The organism is Saonia sp. (assembly GCF_056326165.1).
This window is the reverse complement of record NZ_JBWFBN010000001.1, coordinates 522,926-543,396: the sequence shown is the minus strand read 5'-3', so window position 1 is coordinate 543,396 and position 20,471 is coordinate 522,926. Positions and strand designations below refer to the sequence as shown.

9 protein-coding genes are annotated in these 20,471 nt (G+C 34.1%); 7 read left to right on the top strand and 2 right to left on the bottom strand.

All coding sequences use genetic code 11. The annotated features are described in order from the left end of the window. Window positions 1–26: 26 nt before the first annotated feature. The 6 genes from AC000W_RS02400 to AC000W_RS02375 are packed head-to-tail and all read left to right on the top strand — an operon-like array spanning window position 27 to window position 13,070. A complete protein-coding gene (locus tag AC000W_RS02400; RefSeq protein ID WP_474745711.1) occupies window positions 27–3,359 on the top strand; it encodes a VCBS repeat-containing protein in 3,333 nt (1,110 codons plus the stop codon). Between the two features lie 4 nt (window positions 3,360–3,363). Continuing rightward, the gene (locus AC000W_RS02395) at window positions 3,364–6,723 is read left to right on the top strand and encodes a VCBS repeat-containing protein (RefSeq protein WP_474745709.1); all 3,360 of its coding nucleotides are present in this window, start codon (window positions 3,364–3,366) and stop codon (window positions 6,721–6,723) included. After that, complete coding sequence (locus AC000W_RS02390; protein ID WP_474745707.1) at window positions 6,716–9,961, top strand: VCBS repeat-containing protein; 3,246 nt, start codon at window positions 6,716–6,718, stop codon at window positions 9,959–9,961. The genes AC000W_RS02395 and AC000W_RS02390 overlap by 8 nt, the downstream gene beginning before the upstream one ends. A 15-nt stretch (window positions 9,962–9,976) precedes the next feature. Beyond that, window positions 9,977–11,311 carry a vanadium-dependent haloperoxidase gene (locus AC000W_RS02385; RefSeq protein ID WP_474745705.1) on the top strand — a complete coding sequence of 445 codons (1,335 nt, stop codon included), beginning with the start codon at window positions 9,977–9,979 and terminating at the stop codon, window positions 11,309–11,311. Window positions 11,312–11,323: 12 nt separating this feature from the next. Next, on the top strand, window positions 11,324–12,217 hold the full coding sequence (locus AC000W_RS02380) for a GyrI-like domain-containing protein (protein ID WP_474745703.1): 894 nt from the start codon (window positions 11,324–11,326) through the stop codon (window positions 12,215–12,217). Window position 12,218: 1 nt separating this feature from the next. Then, on the top strand, window positions 12,219–13,070 hold the full coding sequence (locus AC000W_RS02375) for a hypothetical protein (protein WP_474745701.1): 852 nt from the start codon (window positions 12,219–12,221) through the stop codon (window positions 13,068–13,070). A gap of 35 nt (window positions 13,071–13,105) precedes the next feature. Here AC000W_RS02375 and AC000W_RS02370 read toward each other — a convergent pair whose 3' ends face one another. Next, window positions 13,106–16,828 (bottom strand): metallophosphoesterase, encoded by a 3,723-nt coding sequence (locus tag AC000W_RS02370; RefSeq protein WP_474745699.1) that lies wholly within the window; start codon window positions 16,826–16,828, stop codon window positions 13,106–13,108. A 39-nt stretch (window positions 16,829–16,867) separates the two neighbouring features. Here AC000W_RS02370 and AC000W_RS02365 point away from each other — a divergent pair, with 39 nt between their 5' ends. After that, window positions 16,868–18,064 (top strand): Pycsar system effector family protein, encoded by a 1,197-nt coding sequence (locus AC000W_RS02365; protein WP_474745697.1) that lies wholly within the window; start codon window positions 16,868–16,870, stop codon window positions 18,062–18,064. Between the two features lie 9 nt (window positions 18,065–18,073). Here the strand turns inward: AC000W_RS02365 and AC000W_RS02360 are convergent, their stop codons facing one another. Then, entirely contained in the window at window positions 18,074–20,449 is a 2,376-nt protein-coding gene (locus AC000W_RS02360) for a GAF domain-containing protein (protein WP_474745695.1), read from the bottom strand. Window positions 20,450–20,471 lie beyond the last annotated feature (22 nt).

Sequence of the window (20,471 nt, the reverse complement as noted above, 5' to 3'; positions counted from 1 at the left end):
ATTCTCTTCATCAAAGTTTACTTATCTTGCCCCACGCTATTTTTAAGAAGTTTATGAACAGGTTTTTAGGGTTTTTGGTACTGTGTTTTGTTCTGTATGCTTGCTCTGAAAAGAAGGGAAATACGCTTTTCAAAAAAATACCCTCTTCTTTCTCAAAAATCACATTTAAAAACACGCTTAAGGATACTCCTGAATTGAATATTCTTACCTATTTATATTATTATAATGGCGCAGGTGTGGCCACGGCCGATTTTAACAATGATGGATTGGTGGACATTTATTTTACATCTAACCAAGGAGCAGATAAACTGTATTTAAATAAAGGGAATTTGAAATTTGAGGATGTAACCACTATAGCAAATATTGACAATTCCAATAATTGGACTACTGGAGTAACATATACAGATATCAACAATGATGGGCTATTGGATATTTATATCTGCAAGATTGGAAGCCACAAAAATATCAAAGGGCGAAATCTTTTGTATGTAAACAGAGGCATTAATAAAGATGGTATTCCCGTATTTAAAGAGCATGCAGAATATTATGGTTTAGACTTTTCTGGGTTTTCAACACAGGCTTCCTTTTTTGATTATGATTTGGATGGAGATTTGGATATGTACCTTATGAACCACTCCATACATCCTAACAGAACATATGGAAAAGGATCTCAAAGAAATGAAATAGATGCACTATCTGGAGATAGGTTGTACAAAAATGTGGATGGTAAATATGTAGATATAAGCTCCCAAGCAGGAATATTTCAAGGAAAAATAGGATATGGGCTAGGACTGGGTATAAGTGATGTAAATAATGATGGTTATCCAGATATTTATATAGGCAATGATTTCTTTGAAAATGACTACCTCTACATCAATCAACAAAATGGAACGTTTAAAGAAATTATATCTATTGATGAAAAAAAACTAGGGCACACTTCTCATTATTCTATGGGCAATGACATTGCTGACATCAACAATGATGGGCTAACTGATATAGTTTCCATGGACATGCTTCCAGAAGATTTGGAAACCTATAAAACCTCTGGTTTGGAGTATGCTTTTCCAATTTATCAAAACTATTTAAAGAATGGGTATGCCCCTCAGTATATGCAAAATACATTGCACCTTAATTTAGGAAATACAAATTTTAGTGAAATTGGAAATCTGAGCGGTATTGCAGCGACAGAATGGTCTTGGAGTGCTTTGTTGGCCGATTTTGACAATGATGGAAACAAGGATGTTTTTATATCTAATGGAATAAAAGGGGCAACTAATGATATGGATTTCATCAATTTTATTGCCAATGATAATATCCAAAAAAGAATTGATTTGGGCATGACAGATGAAGAAATGGAATTTATTTCTGAAATGCCGGAAAAGAAAATTCCTAATTATTTTTTTAAGAACAATGGAGACCTAACTTTTAAAAATGCTACCAAAGATTGGTCTCCCACAGAAAATTCTTTTAGTAATGGTAGTGCCTATGCAGATTTAGACAATGACGGAGATTTAGATTTGGTAGTCAACAATGTAAATGAGGAAGCCTATATTCTGGAGAATACAATTAAAAGAAATAACACCAACCATTATTTACAATTAGAATTTAAAGAAAGTGAAAAAAATACTTTTGGTATTGGCGCCAAAGTAATAGCTCATATTGGCAAAAAATCCATCGTACAAGAGAATTATGTATCCCGTGGGTATTTATCATCAGTTTCTAATACAATGCATTTGGGTGTTGGTAAAGATTCCATCATAGACTCTTTAAAAATTGTATGGCCTAGTGGGACCTATGAAACCTTAACCAATGTAAAACCCAATCAAAAATTGGTGATAAAATCCAGAAATGCTTCTGGGAATTTCTATTCTAAGAAATCTTCTTTAAATATATCCTATCTAACAAACGTAGACAGTTTAATAGCTATTAAGCATCAAGAATATAGGTCCGTTGAGTTTAGCAGAGACCCCTTAGTTCCTTACACCAACACTAATGAAGGGCCAGATATTTCGATAGCGGATATTAATAATGATGGTTTGGACGATTTGCTAGTTAGTGGTTCAAAAAAATATTCTTCTACTCTTTTTGTTCAAAATACATTGGGAACATTTACAAAACAACAACAAGATTTATTTGAAATTGATGCCATGAGTGAGGATGTTTCCCATACTTTTTTTGACGCTGATGGTGATAATGATATGGACCTTATTGTTGTAAGTGGTGGAAATGAATTTAAATCATCCCCAAAATTGCAACCCAGATTGTACATAAACACCAATGGGAGCTTTGAAAAAGATTCAACCCAATTCAAAGGTTTGGAAATAAATGCTTCCAAAGTAAACGCCATAGATTTTGATAATGATGGAGACATAGATTTGGCCATTTCTTCAGACCAAGTGCCGCAGCAATTTGGAAAAACACCCTCACAATATTTATTTGTAAATAATGGTCATGGAGTATTTACAGAAGTAACGGAACATCTTTCATCAGTCTTTCAAAATATTGGAAATATTAAAGACTTTATTTTTGCAGACATCAACGGGAATGGAAAAGCTGATATTGTTGCCGTTGGTCATTGGATGCCCATTTCAATATTTCACAACAACGACAACAAGTTTTTATTAGAAAAAGAAAATGGCTTAGAAAAATCTCATGGTTGGTGGAACAAAGTAGTTTGTGAAGATTTTGATGGTGATGGAGACAAAGATCTTTTAGTTGGGAATTGGGGGACAAATAGCAAACTAACGGCATCATTGGAACAACCCATAACTCTATATAATCAAGATTTTGATGATAATGGAACTGTAGATCCCTTGGTAACTTATTATTATAAAAACAAGGAAACATCTTTTGCTTCAAAAGACGAATTGGTAAAACAAATGCCATTTTTGAATAAAGAATTTCTTTCCTATGCAGATTTCGCAAAGGCAGATATTGAGGATTTATTTACAAAAGAGAAATTAAATTCTGCACGTAAAAAATATGTCTACGAGCTAAAAAGTTGCTACTTCGAAAATGATGGCGAAGGTAATTTTACAAAGAAAGAGCTATCAATTATCGCCCAGTCATTCCCAATTCAAGACATTATTACATCCGATTTTAATACTGATGGATATTTAGATGTTTTGATTGTGGGCAATAATTATGAAGTAAATACTCAACTCGGAAGAATGGATGCATCTCATGGATTAATTTTGCTCAATGATAGTAAAAAAGGGTTTTATTGGGCAAAAAATCAAGCGTTTGACATTCCTGGTCCAGCAAGAAACATCAAGGAAATTAAAATAAAAGACAAAGACTATTATATAGTTTCCATAAACAATGGAACCCCTGTTTTTTTAGCTAAAAACAAAGAATAACACTATGAAATTAAAACTAAACAACATATTATTTGCCCTACTTTCAGGAAGTATTCTATTCACTTCATGTAATTCAGAGAAGAAGGAAAAAGAGCTTTCTCATACTGAATCGCTAACACTTTTTTCCTTGCTTTCATCAGAAGAAACAGGAATAGATTTTGTGAATAAGGTAGAGAACCAAAAGAATTTCAACATATTTAAATACCGTAATTTCTACAACGGTGGCGGTGTTGCCATTGGTGATATAAATAATGATGGGTTGGCAGATATTTACCTCACTGGTAATATGGAACCCAATAAGCTATATCTAAATAAAGGTGATTTTAAGTTTGATGATATTTCTGAATCAGCAGGTATTGAGGGGAACAAACCATGGTCAACAGGTGTAATGATGGTGGACATTAATCAAGATGGTCTACTAGACATTTATGTGAGTAATGCAGGAAACATGAAGGGTAACAACCATGACAATGACCTATACATTAATAACGGAGACTTAACTTTTACAGAAAAAGCCGAAGAATTTAATTTGGCAAAAACTGGTTTTTCTACACATGCCTCCTTCTTTGATTATGATAAAGACGGGGATTTAGATGCCTATATACTTAACAACAGTAACATTCCTGTAAGTAGTTTGGGATATGCGGAGCAAAGAGAGGTCCGAGCTCAAGATTGGGAAGGTGTGCCAGATATTTTTAAAGGCGTAGGTGATATGCTTTTGAGAAATGACAATGGTAAATTTGTAGATGTTAGTGAAGATGCCGGTATTTATGGAAGTCTCATTGGTTTTGGGCTTGGTGTTATGGTAACGGATATCAATGGGGATCTTTACCCAGACATTTATGTGTCCAATGATTTTTATGAAAGGGATTACCTGTACATAAATAACCAAGATGGGACATTTAAGGAAGATATTAAAAACTGGACTTCCCATTTATGCCTTTCCGCAATGGGGGTTGATATTTCTGATATTAACAACGATGGAAATGCAGATATTTTTATTACAGATATGCTTCCCGAACCAGACCAGCGTGTAAAATCTGTTATGGAATTTGAGGGGTATAATGTGTTTAAATTAAAGCAGAGCAAGGATTTCTCTCAGCAGTATATTCAGAATACATTACAACTAAACAATGGCAACGGGAGCTTTTCAGAAATTGGCTATTACAGCGGTGTTGCTGCAACAGATTGGAGTTGGGCAGGTCTTCTTTTTGATATGGACAATGATGGGCTTAGAGATATTTACATAACCAACGGTGTAAACCATGATTTAACAGATTTAGATTTTGTGGATTTCTTTGCCAATGAAATCATTCAAAAAATGGCATTAACTGGTAAGAAAGAATCCATAGATTCCATCATTAATAAAATGCCCGTAGCACCACAACCTAACTATGCATACCGTAACAAAGGAGATATAACATTTAGTAATGAAGGTGATAATTGGGGGTTGGGAATCCCAAGTCTGTCCAACGGAGCCGCTTATGGGGATTTGGATAATGATGGTGATTTGGATTTGGTAGTAAATAATGTAAATATGGAATCCTTTATATACCAAAACAACACTGATAAACTTACTGACAACAATTACATAAAATTAAAATTTGAAGGTACACAAAAGAACAAATTTGCTATTGGGGCCTCAATTAAAATGTATTATGAGGACAACATAGTTCTTCAGGAATTAATGCCTTCTCGAGGATTTCAATCTTCAATGGATTATGTTATGACCATCGGTTTGGGAAAAACAAAAAAGATTGATTCCATTAGAATCATTTGGCCAGATGACCAAACTCAAAAATTGACAAATGTGGATGCCAATCAGTTTTTAACTTTACAACATTCTGAGGCTATAGAAAAGTATCATATCCCCAAAAAGGAAACCATTAAAACTTTGCTCAATGAGCTTCCGCTAAAAAGTTTAATAGCCCATAAGGAAAATAACTACAATGATTTTGATTATGAGGGGCTTATTCACAAACAACTATCACAAGAAGGGCCTGCCCTTGCTATTGCCGACGTTAATGGCGATGGTAATGAAGATGTTTTTGTTGGTGGCGCAAAAAACCAATCTGGTATTGTTTATTCTCATATTGGGGGTGGTAAACTGTCCATAATAAAAAATAGCGCTATTGTAACCGATGCAGCATATGAAGACACAGCCGCAGCATTTTTTGATGTAGATGGTGATGGTGACCAAGATTTAATGGTAGGTTCTGGGGGAAACCAAGTTGGGGATGAATCAACATATAGAGCTCGCTTATATTTAAATAATGGAAATGGAAAATTTACTAAATCAGAGGAAAGTCTTCCATCCACCTTTAAGAATATATCTACAATTGCTCCAAACGACTTTGACGATGATGGTGATATAGATGTTTTCATAGGTTCACGAAGTGTTGTAGGTACTTACGGTGTTAATCCTGACCATTTATTTTTAGAAAATAACGGTGATGGTACTTTTATAGATGCCACGGAACGCTTGGCCTATGACCTTAAAAATGCAGGCATGGTCACCAATGCCATATGGCAGGATATGGATGGCGACAACAAAAAGGACTTGGTTACGGTATCCGAATGGGGAACGCCGAACATTTATAGAAATTCAGGAAGAAGGTTAGCCAAACTATCATCAACATTGGACAGCCTTTCTGGCTGGTGGAATGTTGTTGAGGCGGCCGATTTAGATGGTGATGGGGATAATGACCTCGTTTTGGGCAACCAGGGGAACAACCTTCATTACAAACCCACTCCAGAAAACCCCATGAAAATGTGGGTGAACGATTTTGACAATAATGGAACCATAGAACAGATTATGACCCAAAATTTTGATGGAAAAGATTACCCAATACATCAGAAAAAAGAGTTGACCTCTCAAATGGTAGCTCTTAAAAAACAAAACCTAAAAGCTTCAGAATACGCAAAGAAAACTGTGGATGAACTTTTTTCAAAAGAGATTTTTGATAATTCCATTATGAAAGAAGCAGGAACATCAGAATCTGTTATTGCCATAAATGAAGGGGGTGGAAAATTCGCCATTAAAAAACTTCCAAGTAGAGTCCAATTATCCTGTGTGTGTGGCATTAATTGTACAGATGTTAATAATGACGGAAATTTGGACATCATAATGGCAGGAAATAATTTTGAATTTAAACCACAATATTCTAGACTAGATGCCAACTATGGAAGTGTATTGTTAGGAGATGGTAAAATGGGTTTTGAGTGGCAAGATTATAATACCAGTGGGTTTTTTGTAAGAGAGGAAATTAAGCACCTAAAACAATTTAAGGATAAAAATGGAAATGCATATTTAATAGCAGCCATCAATGATAACGAACCAAAGATTTTTGCACTTAATGAATAAGCTTGTTATTTATATATCAATTTTTACGCTACTTATTGGGTGTAAAAAAGAAGGTGGTTTGTTCAAAAACCCCACTCCAGAAGAAACAGGGATTTCTTTTACAAACACTTTAACAGAAACAAATGATTTAAACATTTTGGATTATCTCTATTTCTATAACGGTGGGGGTGTTGCCATTGGTGATATTAATAACGATCAACTTCCAGATATTTTCTTTTCAGGAAATCAAGTAAAGAACAAGCTATACATTAACAAAGGAAATCTTCAATTTGAAGATATATCAGAAAAGGCTGGTGTTGCTGGAAATAGCACTTGGAATACCGGTGCTGTCATGGGAGATGTAAATGGGGATGGGCTATTGGATATTTATGTATGTGCCGTTGTGGGTATAAATGGGTTTAACGGTTACAATGAATTATATATAAACAATGGCGATGCCACATTTACAGAAAGTGCCGCCAAATATGGATTGGATTTTGATTCTTATAGTTCCAATGCAGCCTTTTTAGATTATGATTTGGATGGCGACATGGATATCTATCTTCTTAACCATGCGGTACATACTCAAGAATCTTTTGGACGTGCCGATTTACGTTTAAAAAGAAATTTTCAGACAGGTGATAAACTTCTTAGAAATGATGGTGACAAATTTGTAGAAGTTAGTGAAGAAGCTGGTATTTATGGCGGTATAAATGGCTATGGACTAGGTATAGCAATTTCAGACTTTAACCAAGACGGGTATCCAGATATTTATGTGGGAAATGATTTTCATGAGGACGATTATTATTATTTAAACAATGGAAATGGAACTTTTTCTGAAAGTTTAAAACAATATTTTGGTCACACTTCTAGGTTTTCAATGGGTAATGACGTGGCAGATATCAACCACGATGGCTTACCCGATATTATTTCTTTGGATATGCTTCCAGAAGATGAAAAAGTGTTAAAGTCCTCTGAGGGAGATGATAATATTCAGACGCAAAAACTACGTACAGAACGTTACGGATACCATTATCAATTTACAAGGAATATGCTTTATGTAAATCAGCCTAACGGAGGCTATATGGAAACCGCTTTAATGAGTGGTGTCGCCGCAACGGATTGGAGTTGGAGTGCACTTTTTGCCGATTATAATCAAGATGGAGAGCAAGATATATTTGTTTCCAATGGAATTCCAAAACGACCTAATAATTTGGATTTTATCAACTTTACTTCCAGTGACCAAATTAAAAATAAGATAAACAACACTAAATTGGTGGATCAAAAGGCTTTAGAGATGATGCCGTCTGGAGCAACGGGCAATTATGTTTTTAAAGGAAATGAAAGTCTATCCTTTGAAGACGTGTCTAGCAAATGGATTTTAAATGACACATTAATTTCTGGTGCTACGGCCATGGCAGATTTGGACAATGATGGGGATTTAGATTTAGTAACAAATAACATTAATAGCCCTGCAACAGTTTACATCAACAAAACAAATAATAATGCCAACTATTTAAAGCTGAAATTCAATTATTCTGATAAAAATCATTTTGGTATTGGCACAAAAATCTATTCTTATCATCAAGGAAAATTACAGTTTAAAGAGCTGTATACTGTACGGGGATTTCAATCTTCGTCAGAACCTATTGTCCATTTTGGATATGAAAAAATAGGGAAAGTAGATTCCCTTAGAATTGTATGGCCCAATAAAACATATCAAACAATAAAAGATGTTGCTGTTAACCAGGTTTTGACCATTACCCCAAAAAACGTAAAGCCTTTTGATTACAATTCATTAAAACAAAAGACCAAGCCTTTGTTTCAAAAAGTGGATGGAAATCTAGGATTGGATTTTACCCATGTAGAAGATAAGTATGTTGATTTTAATAGAGAAAAATTAATTCCTTATCAAATTTCTGATAGGGGGCCAGCATTGGCTATCGGAGATTTAAATAGTGATGGAAGAGAAGATATTTTCTTTGGTGGTTCTAAACGCATTGCATCAAAAATATATATCCAAACCGATTCTTCATTTGTAGAAAAAGATTTTCCAGAAATAAGAATTGATTCCATTAAAGAGGATGTTTCTGCGGTCATTGCAGATTTTAACGGGGATAGTAAAAATGATGTGTTCCTTGGTTCTGGAGGAGCTGATTTTTATAATAAAATGAAACCTTTATTAGATAGTTATTATGTTCAAAATGATTCTGTTTTTAAACAGAATTCTTTGCCAGATTATTTTGAAAATGCCTCAGTGGTAAAAGCTAATGATTTTGATAAGGATGGAGATATAGACTTATTTGTTGGAAACCAAGCAATAACTACAAAATTTGGCGCCAACCCTACTTCCTACTTACTTAAAAACGAAAATGGAGCTTTTTCAGTAGTAGAAAATTCTTCTGTAGAAAATTCTGGAATGGTTACAGATGCCATTTGGGATGATTTTAATAATGATGGCACCAATGATTTAATTGTTGTTGGAGAATGGATGGCACCCATATTCTATCAAAATAACAATGGAGAGCTCAATGAAGTGCACCCAACAGATGAAAATTTGAATGGTCTTTGGCAAAGCATTTGTCCGTTTGATATTGATGCTGATGGCGATACGGACTACCTACTTGGAAACTGGGGAACCAACTCCAAGTTTAAAGCTTCAGAAAAATCACCAATGAAATTACTTTTTGGTGACTTTGATAAAAATGGACAAACAGAAACCATTACTATTATCGAAAAAAATGGAAATTATTATCCATTGGAGGGTCTTGAAGGGCTGGGAGGGCAAATGGTAAGCCTTCGCAAAAAATTCACAAGCTACAATGATTTTGCAGGCAGGGACATTAATGAAATTTTAGATAAAAAAACTTTAGGGGATTCAAGAACAAGAAAAGTGCTCACATTAAAGTCTGGGTATTTAAAAAATGAACAGGGCAAGTTTACATTTATTCCCTTTAAGGAGGAAATGCAGGTTGCTCCCATTATGTCTTTTGTAACTCATGATTTTAATGGTGATGGGCAAAAAGAAGCTCTAGCCGCAGGAAATTATTTTGGAGTAAAACCATTTCATGGAAGATTTGATTCCTTCCCAGGTGCTTTAATTTATGATGAAAACAATATAGTTTTGGGGAATCAAATTGGTTTGGATTTAATCCAAAAATCTATACGGCATTTAAATATTATAACACTTAATGATATTAACTATCTCCTTGTGACCATCAACAATGATAAGGCACAAGTATATAAATTATTGAAATAAAATAAACTGAAGGAAATGAAGCTAAAATTTGAATTGCTAATACTAATAGGAGTATTCATGTTTTCATGTAATACCAAAAAAGAAGAGCCCATAATTATTTCTCCTGATGAGTATCATTCATCTGTGGACAAAGTTACTGAAATCATGATTCATGATATATTTTCTCCCCCTGTAGCTAGTAGAATTTTTGCATATCCCAATATTGCAGCCTATGAAATCATTGCATTACAAAATGATGAATACACATCACTGGAAGGACAGGTGACAGACTTAACATCAATCCCAAAACCTGATGTATCACAACCAATTAATTATAGATTGGCAGCCCTAGTTGCGCACATGAATCTAAGTCAAAGGCTCATCTTTTCTGAAGAAATGTTTGAAGTACATCGTGATAGTCTCTATAAGGTATGGCAAACTAAAAACGAAACTGAGTTTAGTGTCTCTAAAGAATATGGTTTAAGAGTGGCGGAGCATGTTGCTTTATGGATGGACAAGGATAATTACAAGCAAACCCGGACCATGCCAAAATTTACAGTAGATACAGATGACCCCACTAGATGGCAGCCAACCCCCCCTGCATATATGGATGGTATTGAACCTCATTGGAACAAAATCCGCCCTTTTGTAATAGATTCAGCCAACCAATTTATTCCTGCCCCACCGCCTCCATTTTCTATGGAAGAAAATTCTACTTTTTATAAGGAGTTAAAAGAAGTATATGATATTAGCAATGAGATTACTGCAAAAGGTGATGAGTCTGAAGAAGTTGCAATTGCTCAATTTTGGGATTGTAATCCATATGTTTCAGTAACCAGAGGGCATCTTATGTTTGCCACAAAAAAAATTACTCCTGGTGCACACTGGATTGGTATTACAAAAATTGCCTCTAGAAAAACCAATTCAGATTTTGATAAAACCGTATTTGCCTATACCAAAACATCCATGGCCATTGCTGACGCATTTATAAGCTGTTGGGATGAAAAATATAGAAGTAATCTCATTAGGCCAGAAACACTTATTAATCAATATATTGACGAAAATTGGGAGCCCGTACTCCAAACCCCTCCTTTCCCAGAATATACTAGTGGGCATAGTGTAGTATCTGGTGCAGCATCTACGGCATTGACATCCATTTTTGGAGATAATTTTGCATTTGAAGATGATACCGAAACCCCTTATGGATTGCCCATTAGAAATTTTACATCCTTTAATACGGCTGCAGATGAAGCGGCAATAAGTAGAATGTATGGTGGCATTCATTATAGAGCAGCTGTAGAAGTAGGTGTGCAACAAGGCAGGGACTTGGGCAAATTTGTAGTGGATAACCTTAAAATGACAAAGAAATAGGATTAGTATCAAATGAAAAAAAAAATTACATTAATTATAGGAACATGCCTCCTAATAGGCTTGGTGTGGTATCTGTTTGTAAAACCCTATGACTATTTAGTGACTTTTAAAGCGAAAACCTTTCCTGGAACTATAAATCAATCTATAAAAACATGGGATAGAACTTTAACCACCCTTACTCCTGTTAAACAACAAAATTTAACTCAATTACAACAACAATTAAAATTTGGAGATTCTACCAATATTTATGATTGGAAAATTGAACCTATCAATGATTCTCTTTCTAAAGTAAAAGTATATATAACCGATGTTGAACATAGTTTTAAAAATAAAATTACCATTCCTTTTTTAAATACAGATTTTGAAAAGAGAACCAAAAAAACGGTGGTTGATTTTAATGAAAAGTTAAAAGAGCATCTTAGCAAAATAAAAGTGACAATTGTAGGGCAAGATGAATTTAAATCTACCTATTGTGCATTTATTTCAGTAAAGGGAACGCAATATGAAAAAGCAGGTGGAATGATGCATAACTACCCATTTTTGAGCACTGTTTTGGCAGAAAATCATATAGAGCTCAATGGAACGCCTTTTTTAGAAGTAACCGACTGGAACATGCAAACTGATAGTATATCATACAACTTTTGTTTCCCCATTATAAAACCAGATAGTTTACCTATTCACGAAGAGATTAAATACAAGCAATTGAATGCTAAAAAAGCGTTGAAAGCTATTTATAATGGCAACTATATTACTTCTGACAGAGCTTGGTATGCTCTATTGGATTATGCTAAAAAAAATAATGTAGAAATTGATGCTCTTCCTATTGAAATTTATTACAACAATCCTAACTTTGGTGGCAATGAACTAAATTGGAAAGCAGAAATTTATATGCCCTTAAAGGATTGATATGGCAAAATATTTTGGAATCGTCTTATTACTTTTATTTGTAAGTTGTGCAAACTACGGACAGCTTACTTTTATAACAGATCTTCCAAAAAAATTAGAAGAGAATTCTGGTATTGTTTCCTATGGCAATGAAAATATATGGCTGATAGAGGACAATGGAAATCTGGATGAAATATATGAAGTTGATTTTAAAGGAAAAATCAAAAAAAAATTCAAAGTCTCTAATGCCAAAAACCATGATTGGGAAGACTTAGCTAAAGACAAAGAAGGAAACATTTATATTGGTGATTTTGGGAACAATAACAATGATAGAAAAGATTTAGTCATCTACAAAATACCCAATCCAAAAACCGAAAAGGGTAAAAAAATAAAGGCAGAAAAAATTACGTTCTACTATCCTGAACAAAAGAAGTTTCCTCCAAAAGATTCTAATCTCTATTATGACACAGAGGCTTTTTTTCATCACAATGATTCTCTTTTTATTATTACCAAAAACAGAACAAAGCCATTTGATGGAAAAGCAATGATATACAAAATTCCAGCTTCTGTTGGGGATTATAAAGCAGAGCTTATAAGTTTCTTTAATCCATGCTTGGACTGGAAAAGTTGCCAAATTACCTCAGCGGATATTTCTCCTAACGGCGAAAAAATTGCTGTTTTGAGTTATGGAAAACTATGGCTTTTTACCAATTTCATGTTTCCAGATTTTACCAAAGGAAAAATTGAACATATAGATTTAGAAACCTCAAATCAATTAGAATCTGTTTGTTTTAAGGACAACAATACGCTGCTGCTTTCTGATGAAAAAAAAGGCCCGACAGGAAGAAATCTATATTCATATATCCTAAAATAAATTCCTGTCTTCACAGGAATAACAAAAAGGAATTTTTAAAACCCAAAACCGACCCCAAAAGAAAATCGAGGCCCATCTGAACTATCAAAGTAAGATACTCTAGCTGTTAATAACCCTGAAGCGTTTAAAAATAATCCTCCTCCATAAGAAGTGTGCCATTTATCCGAATCTTCTGATGACAACCAAACTCTACCATAATCATAACCTCCATACATCCCAAAGGAAACTGGCAATACCCCTGTTCTTCTTTTACTAAAACTATATCTAATATCTGTATTTTGATAATAGGCTTTTTTTCCTGTATACCGTTGAAACCTGAACCCTCTTAATCCATTGTCTCCCCCAATACTTGCGCCTTGGTAAAACTCGAACCCGTTATCAATATTAAAATGTCCCTTTAACTTGGTTGCCAAAACCAATCTACCGCTAGGAATTAATTTATAATCAAAAACTAGGCTAGGAATTATATATCCAAAACCACGTTCTGTACCACTGGCACTGTATTTATAACCTATATGCAAAGAGGTTTCCATACCAAGTGTCGGGAATGCTTCATTATCTTTGTTTGTATAATTGTATTCCGCATGTACTCCCCAAAACTGCTTTCTGTTTTCTTCTCCATTGGCCACATAAAAAGTATTTACAAATCTGTCTTGGGTTTCTTCAACTTCTATATCTTCAAAAGAAACTCCCATTCTAAATTTAGTTCCTAAATCCCCTCTCCAAACCAATGAAGGTGCAATTTTCTTTATTTCCGTTTTAACCCTGTTATAATCCATCCCCAAATCATCATCCAGATTTACGGTCTCATTCCCAAGTCCAAAAAAGTTTACACTAAAATTGGAGCTAGTTAATTTAGCTGCCATTTCTAGGTTCCAATTTTCCAAAATATTTGCAAATTCTCCTCTGTATCCAAAATCAAAACCATTAGTAGCAAAATAATAAGATGCATTAAAGGTATGTTGTTGTGTAAAAGGATTTTGCCTAAAGGCATTATGTGTGTAAATGTCTATAAGACCAATTTTAAACCCATCATCTGGATTGGCCCCAATTGTTGGTATAAATTGATTTGCACTGTTCTTTATTTTATCAAATTGATACGTATTGGTCTCATAATCATCTGTTTTATGAATTTTTGCCATTATGGCTTCTTCAAAAGTGTTCTTCTTGGATTTATAGTCATAAATATGAACCCCTTTGGCATCCATCACTTTATATACATCATTGTTCTGACCTCCAACAAGTCTCAATTTAATTGAGTTGTCGGTACTTGTCACATCAAAAACATCATCATCATCCAAACCATACACCCAAATTTCTTTTGTGTGTTCGGCATCATATATTTTACTAAAAATAACATCCCCTTGCTTTCCATTTTTTATTCTAGAAACGGTGACTTTCTTTTTCCCGTTTTTCATGGAAGAAATTTCAAAATAATCATCCTTGTCCGTGCCTGTAACAATGCTGTACTTATTTACAATCTTATAATACTCTCTTGCTGTATGCAAAAGATTATTCTTTCTTGCCAGTAAAACTTTTTTAATGTTTGCAACCGTTTCATCCCTAACTTCTTCTGGAAATTTTTCAAAAGCAGCATCAATTACTTCTGGTGTAATATTCTTTTGAATATGTGTGACTTGTTCTTCCCACTGACTTATGTCGGTTTCTGGAAGCAAAGCCAAATCCAAAGCAAAGGTTTTTGGAGAAGAATTAAACCCTTTTACACTACGTATCTCTTCTGTAAAACCTTCCATTAATCGTAGTCCTGGAATTGCTCTTGTTGCAAAACCCATAAAAGAACCATCACCCATAATGGAAAAAGCCTGGTCTCTATCCCTTGGTATTGGTTTATAAACCAAATCTCCAGAATCGCTCTTAAATCTTGCCCAACGCCATTGATCTGTATGCCTATCCCAATCACCAATCATCATATCAAACAAACGAGCTCTTAAATAGGTTTTTTTATCAACTTTAAACTTTTCGTCTTTTCTAAGTTTTTTAATTAAATCGTCCGTGCTTTCAATTTCTTTGGGAAAGCCAAAACTTTCCAAATCATTATGTCCGTCAGAGACATGTTCCTCTATCATGTATAGTTCATCTCCAAAATTCTTATTGAAATTTTCTAAAGCATTTTGTTTGGGGACATAATATAAAACTGGATTGGTGTGGTATAAATTAACCGCATCAGACAAAGGACCAATAGTAAATGGAGCATAAGGATGGGATCCTGTATAGAAATCCAACAACAAGCTTTCAGTCTTGGTATCATCAAAATCTCCCACAATATATTCTTCTTTAAAAGCCATGGCCTGCAAATACAATTCCGCACTTTTACGCAATGCTCGCATTACATATTGTTTTCCATTCTTATCCTGTAACCTTAAAGATTTTGATTGATGTCCTCCGCCCTTACGAACAGGAACCAAACCTCCATACAAAGTATCTAGTGAAACAGTCGGAGCATTAACTTTAGTAGCATAATATTTACGATAACGCTCTCCCCACACCGATTTAAAAAACTTACTTTTATCTACCTCGTCCTCTGAATAAATTGATGAAGAAACACTTTTGGGAAAATCGGTTTTATAGGTACCGTATTCTTTTGATTTGTTTGGCGGTAATACTTCTGTGGAAAACAAATGTTCTTGATTTTCTTTCTCTTTTATTCCATAGAATTTAACTTGGGAAGAACCATCTGTATACACTTCTAAAATAGCATAACCCATACTTCCTGTTGAAAATTGACTTCCATTTAGAAGTCTTGTTGCTCCATTTTTAGAACCGGCACCACTAATAATCTGTGGTGTATTATCTTCAACTATATATTGCAATGTATGCTCATGACCTGAAACAAAAATCACTTTTTCCGAATATTGAGCCAAAGTGACCAAACGTTTTCTAAGTTCTCTATACTTTTTATTGGTAAGGTCTTCAATAGATGCACCAGACGTTTTACGTAAAAAATTACCCAAAGTTCCTAGCACAGGCAAGGGTATCTTGCTGCTACCGAGATAAAATTGTTGCCTCATGGAAAATTGACCTCCATGCTCACCATAACTAAACATTGGGTGATGTAGGGCCATAATGGTAGTCTTATCTGCATTTTTCTTAATAAGACCTTCTAATTCTTCAAAAAACTTTTCACGGTCTTTTATTTCACAACCATCATTTATAGTAGGGTGTTTGTCCCAATTGGTAAGATACCATTCTGTATCAATAGCGAGAACAACAACCTCATCATTAATGTCTATCTTCTCAATAGGGCATCCATCTCTAGGTGAGAATACTTTTTTGCTGTTCAGCTTTTTCTGGATATACTTTTGCTCGCGCTCTAAGCCTTTTAGGCCCTCACTGTACCAATCATGATTGCCAGGAACAAAAAGTGGCGCTCCTTTAAAACCTTTCAAAGCTTCTAATTGTGCGTCCAAACTATTTTTAGCGGCTATACTTTCTTCTGGAAATTTCTTTTCACTAGGAAACCCTGCTGGATAAATATTGTCTCCAAGAAAAATAGCAGTACTATTCTTATTTGCTTTTAAAAGCTGTTTCTGAAAAGATTTCAAAACAGGATTCATTTCTCCCATTGGAGATTTTCCTGCATCACCAATTAAATAAAAAGTATGAGAAACTTCCTTATTCACTACTGCCTCTTGCTTCTTTGCAAAATCCTTATACTTGGATTTATATGTAGCGCAAGATGTAAGGAACAAGGCTATTACAACGACTAGGTAATACTTCTTCATATTAATGTTCTTCATTCCAAAATTTTGTAATTTGGGAACCATAATCTACGTTTAATGTCGGAAATAATAGAGAAAGCTAAAAATTATGTGATCAATTTGTTGGACAAACATTTAGATTCCAAATACCTCTATCATAATTTAAGACATACGGAACGGGTGGTTAAAAGTACTAAAGAATTAATAGACTTTTATAATCTAACTCCACAAGATAGTGAGGCCCTTTTATTAGCAGCTTGGTTTCATGATACTGGTTATACCAAAGGCTCCAATGAACATGAAAATAGTAGTGCAATAATTACTAGGGCGTTCTTGGAGAAGAACGGTTATGATAAAAAAAGTACAGATAAAGTATGTGCTCTTATTAAGGCAACAAAAAGAGGCCATACTCCTGTCAATCTTGAAGAGGAAATAATAAGAGATGCCGATTGTTCCCATTTTGGGCAAAAAAGTTATTTGGAAACGTCCGAAATGTTAAGAGAAGAGCTGTCCCTTTTAGAAATTGCAAATTACTCCAAATCAGATTGGATTAAAGAGAACATTAAAATGTTCCAAACAGAACACCAATATTACACAGCATATGCTAAAGAAAGCTGGCAGCTCTATAAAGAAAAAAACCTAAAGAAATTGATACAAGATAAAAAAGAAGGAAAAATTGCCAAGAAGGAAGCCTTAAAAGCAAAATTTAAGAATGAAAGTCCCGACCGTGGTATACAGACATTGTTTAGGGTTACCCTAAAAAACCATATAACTTTAAGTAATATAGCAGATACCAAAGCTAATATTTTGCTATCGGTAAATGCAATTATTATCTCACTGGCTTTGTCCAATCTTATTCCAAAATTGGATAATCCATCTAACAAATACCTTGTTTACCCAACAGTAATTTTTATCATTTTTAGTGTTGTTTCCATGATATTGGCAGTATTGGCAACTAGGCCTAATGTAACTAGTGGTGAGTTCACAAAAGAGGACGTAAAAAATAAAAAAGTGAACCTTCTCTTTTTTGGTAATTTCTATAAAATGGGGCTAAAAGATTATGAATGGGCCATACAAGAATTAATCAAAGACAAAGAGTATATGTACAGTTCCTTAACCAAGGATTTGTATTTTTTAGGATTGGTCCTTAATAGAAAATATAAAATATTACGATGGACTTATACTATTTTTATGATAGGAATGGTGATTTCCGTACTAGCTTTTGGAATTGCATTTAAGTTTTTTGGACCAGAAAGAATAGGAATGGGACTGTAAAGGATGAATCTATGCCTTTAATTCTTCCATAAGGTCTTCATAGGTATAGGTCTTTTCTTGTTCTTTGCCTTTTTTGTATAATATTTCTGCCCTAATTGCTTTTAAACCAGAAACTCCTTGTAAGCCTTCTAGCTCTACAATTTCTATTTTTTTTCCAAAATAACCTTTAGACCTAAGGAACTTAATATATCTTAAATACTCCAATTCATCTTTCTTTTGAGAATACACAACAACCATTTTACCCGTTTTGGTAAGTCTTTCCCTTGTTCCTTTTATAAGTGATTTGTCTATTCTTTTTTTGATGATTTCATATCTAGCATTATAAGTGCCGTCCACATCAAATCGTTTTTCATCCATTCTAAAACGTATTGACAAAGAGGTATTATAAACTAAAATCAATGATGTTACATCTAAAGGAACTGAAAGTTCTGGCTTTAAATTATAATGAGCGTTCTCCATTTCGCACATCACCTGCAATTGCCAAAGCCTAAGATTATTTAAATACAAAGAATCAAACTGTTTCCCATCTACTATAGAATCACCTATATACATATTGTGCTCTACACCATCTGTTTTATAACGCTCAAAATAATGTGGAAACATCAACTGTGATTCTTCTTGTTTTGCATCAATTAAAGCAGCCAATTTCTTATTGATAATCATTACGCTTTCATCATAATTCTTTCTATGGTCGTAATAAGAACCTGTACTCTCATTTATTCCACTTTCATAGACGGCAATTTGTTCAGCCAATTTATTATTGGTTTTCTTAATATGTTTAAAAACAGGTATTACTTCCTCTTTTACAAAATTAAAAATGGCTTGCTCACTATTTGTATAGAGTACTTCCTTAATATCATCAATATGATTGTTCACCCTAAAAATCAATTCTTCATAAATGGGTAATTTTTCCAATTCCCATGCTTTTGTCAGAACATTGTTTATTTCAGATAGCTGAATTAGCAAATCGGTTTTAATTGCTTCATTCCTTGCTTTGGATGAATTCTTTATATCAATTTGGCCATAGAGCGGATGTACGTCATTAAAAACAATTTCTTTAAAAGAAGGTTGATTCCCTTCTATTTCTTCCTTTATAAATCTTTTCGCCTCTTCTTCAAACCTCCAATATACCGATGAATGAACAGATGTGCACTCATGTTGTATAATGGCATCAATTAAGTTTTCTTCTTCTATTTTGGAACGTAATACCGCAGAAACAATATAGGGCATTATATCTACCAATTTATTGGCATTGATACTGTTCAATGAATTGACTGTTGTAGATACCAACTCCAATACCCCCAATAATTTTCCATCCTGTGCAATGGGTGCAAAAACTGCACTTTTAATGCCTTGCTCTTTTAGCCCTTTATAGGGTGCACACCCACCAGAAAAGTCATAGTACTTATCTACGTTAGATATGGAAAAATATTCATTCTGCTTTAAAAGCTTTTCATAAGAACCTTGGCACAATGCTTCATTACAAACCTCTATATCTTTGTCCCTTAAAATAAAACTCTCCATTTTTTTGCCTAAAACACGCTCAAATTGATTCTCCTTTGGGTTATAAGTAACAAAACCAGCACGTAAATCTGAGAGGTTAAAAAACGACCGGAAGGTTTCTTGCAGATTATCCATAAAATTATCGCTTCCTCTTTTATTAGAAGAAATTAAGCTCGATTTAATTTCTGAAATGGAGTGTTCTACAGTAACATCAAACATATTAGATATTACAAATCCCTTAAAAACAAAGCTGTTTGGTGGTATTTTCTCTTTCCATAATTCTAGATTATCAAAATTATCCAGTAATTCGTCTACGTCTTCTTGTGTCAATTTCTTTGCATTCTCTGTCGGGGAAATTTCAACAAAATCCGCATTGTACAAAATACGATAATGCCTCATTACACCTTGTGTGTCTGGTATATCGTAAAAGAAAGGCCGTCTAAAATCTAAACGATATCCATAGTACATATTTAATATAATTGAACATGCCGCTATATATAAATCGTGCTCTGGATAATTTCTAATTTTAGATATAAAACCTTCTCCACCAGCATCCTCTAATATCTTCTGAAATCTCCTTGATGAATTAAACACAACATCATCAAAAGGTAATGACGCTGTTTTTATTTCGTTATTAGTCAAAACTTCAGAAAATGTATCCTGAAGGATAATGTTAATAACATCGTTATATTTTTTAAGAAGAGATAAGTCTGAAAAGCCTTCTCTTAATTCTGGATAAGGAGCTTGTGCATCTATAATACGCTGCGCTTTTTCGGCCTTCAATTTATCTTCACCGGCGGCCATAGCATCATATTGTTCCAACAGTTTGTTGAAACTTATCAATTGTATTAATGGAAAATCTTTATGCTTTTGTTTTACCATGTCTTAGTTTGTCCACAAAGTG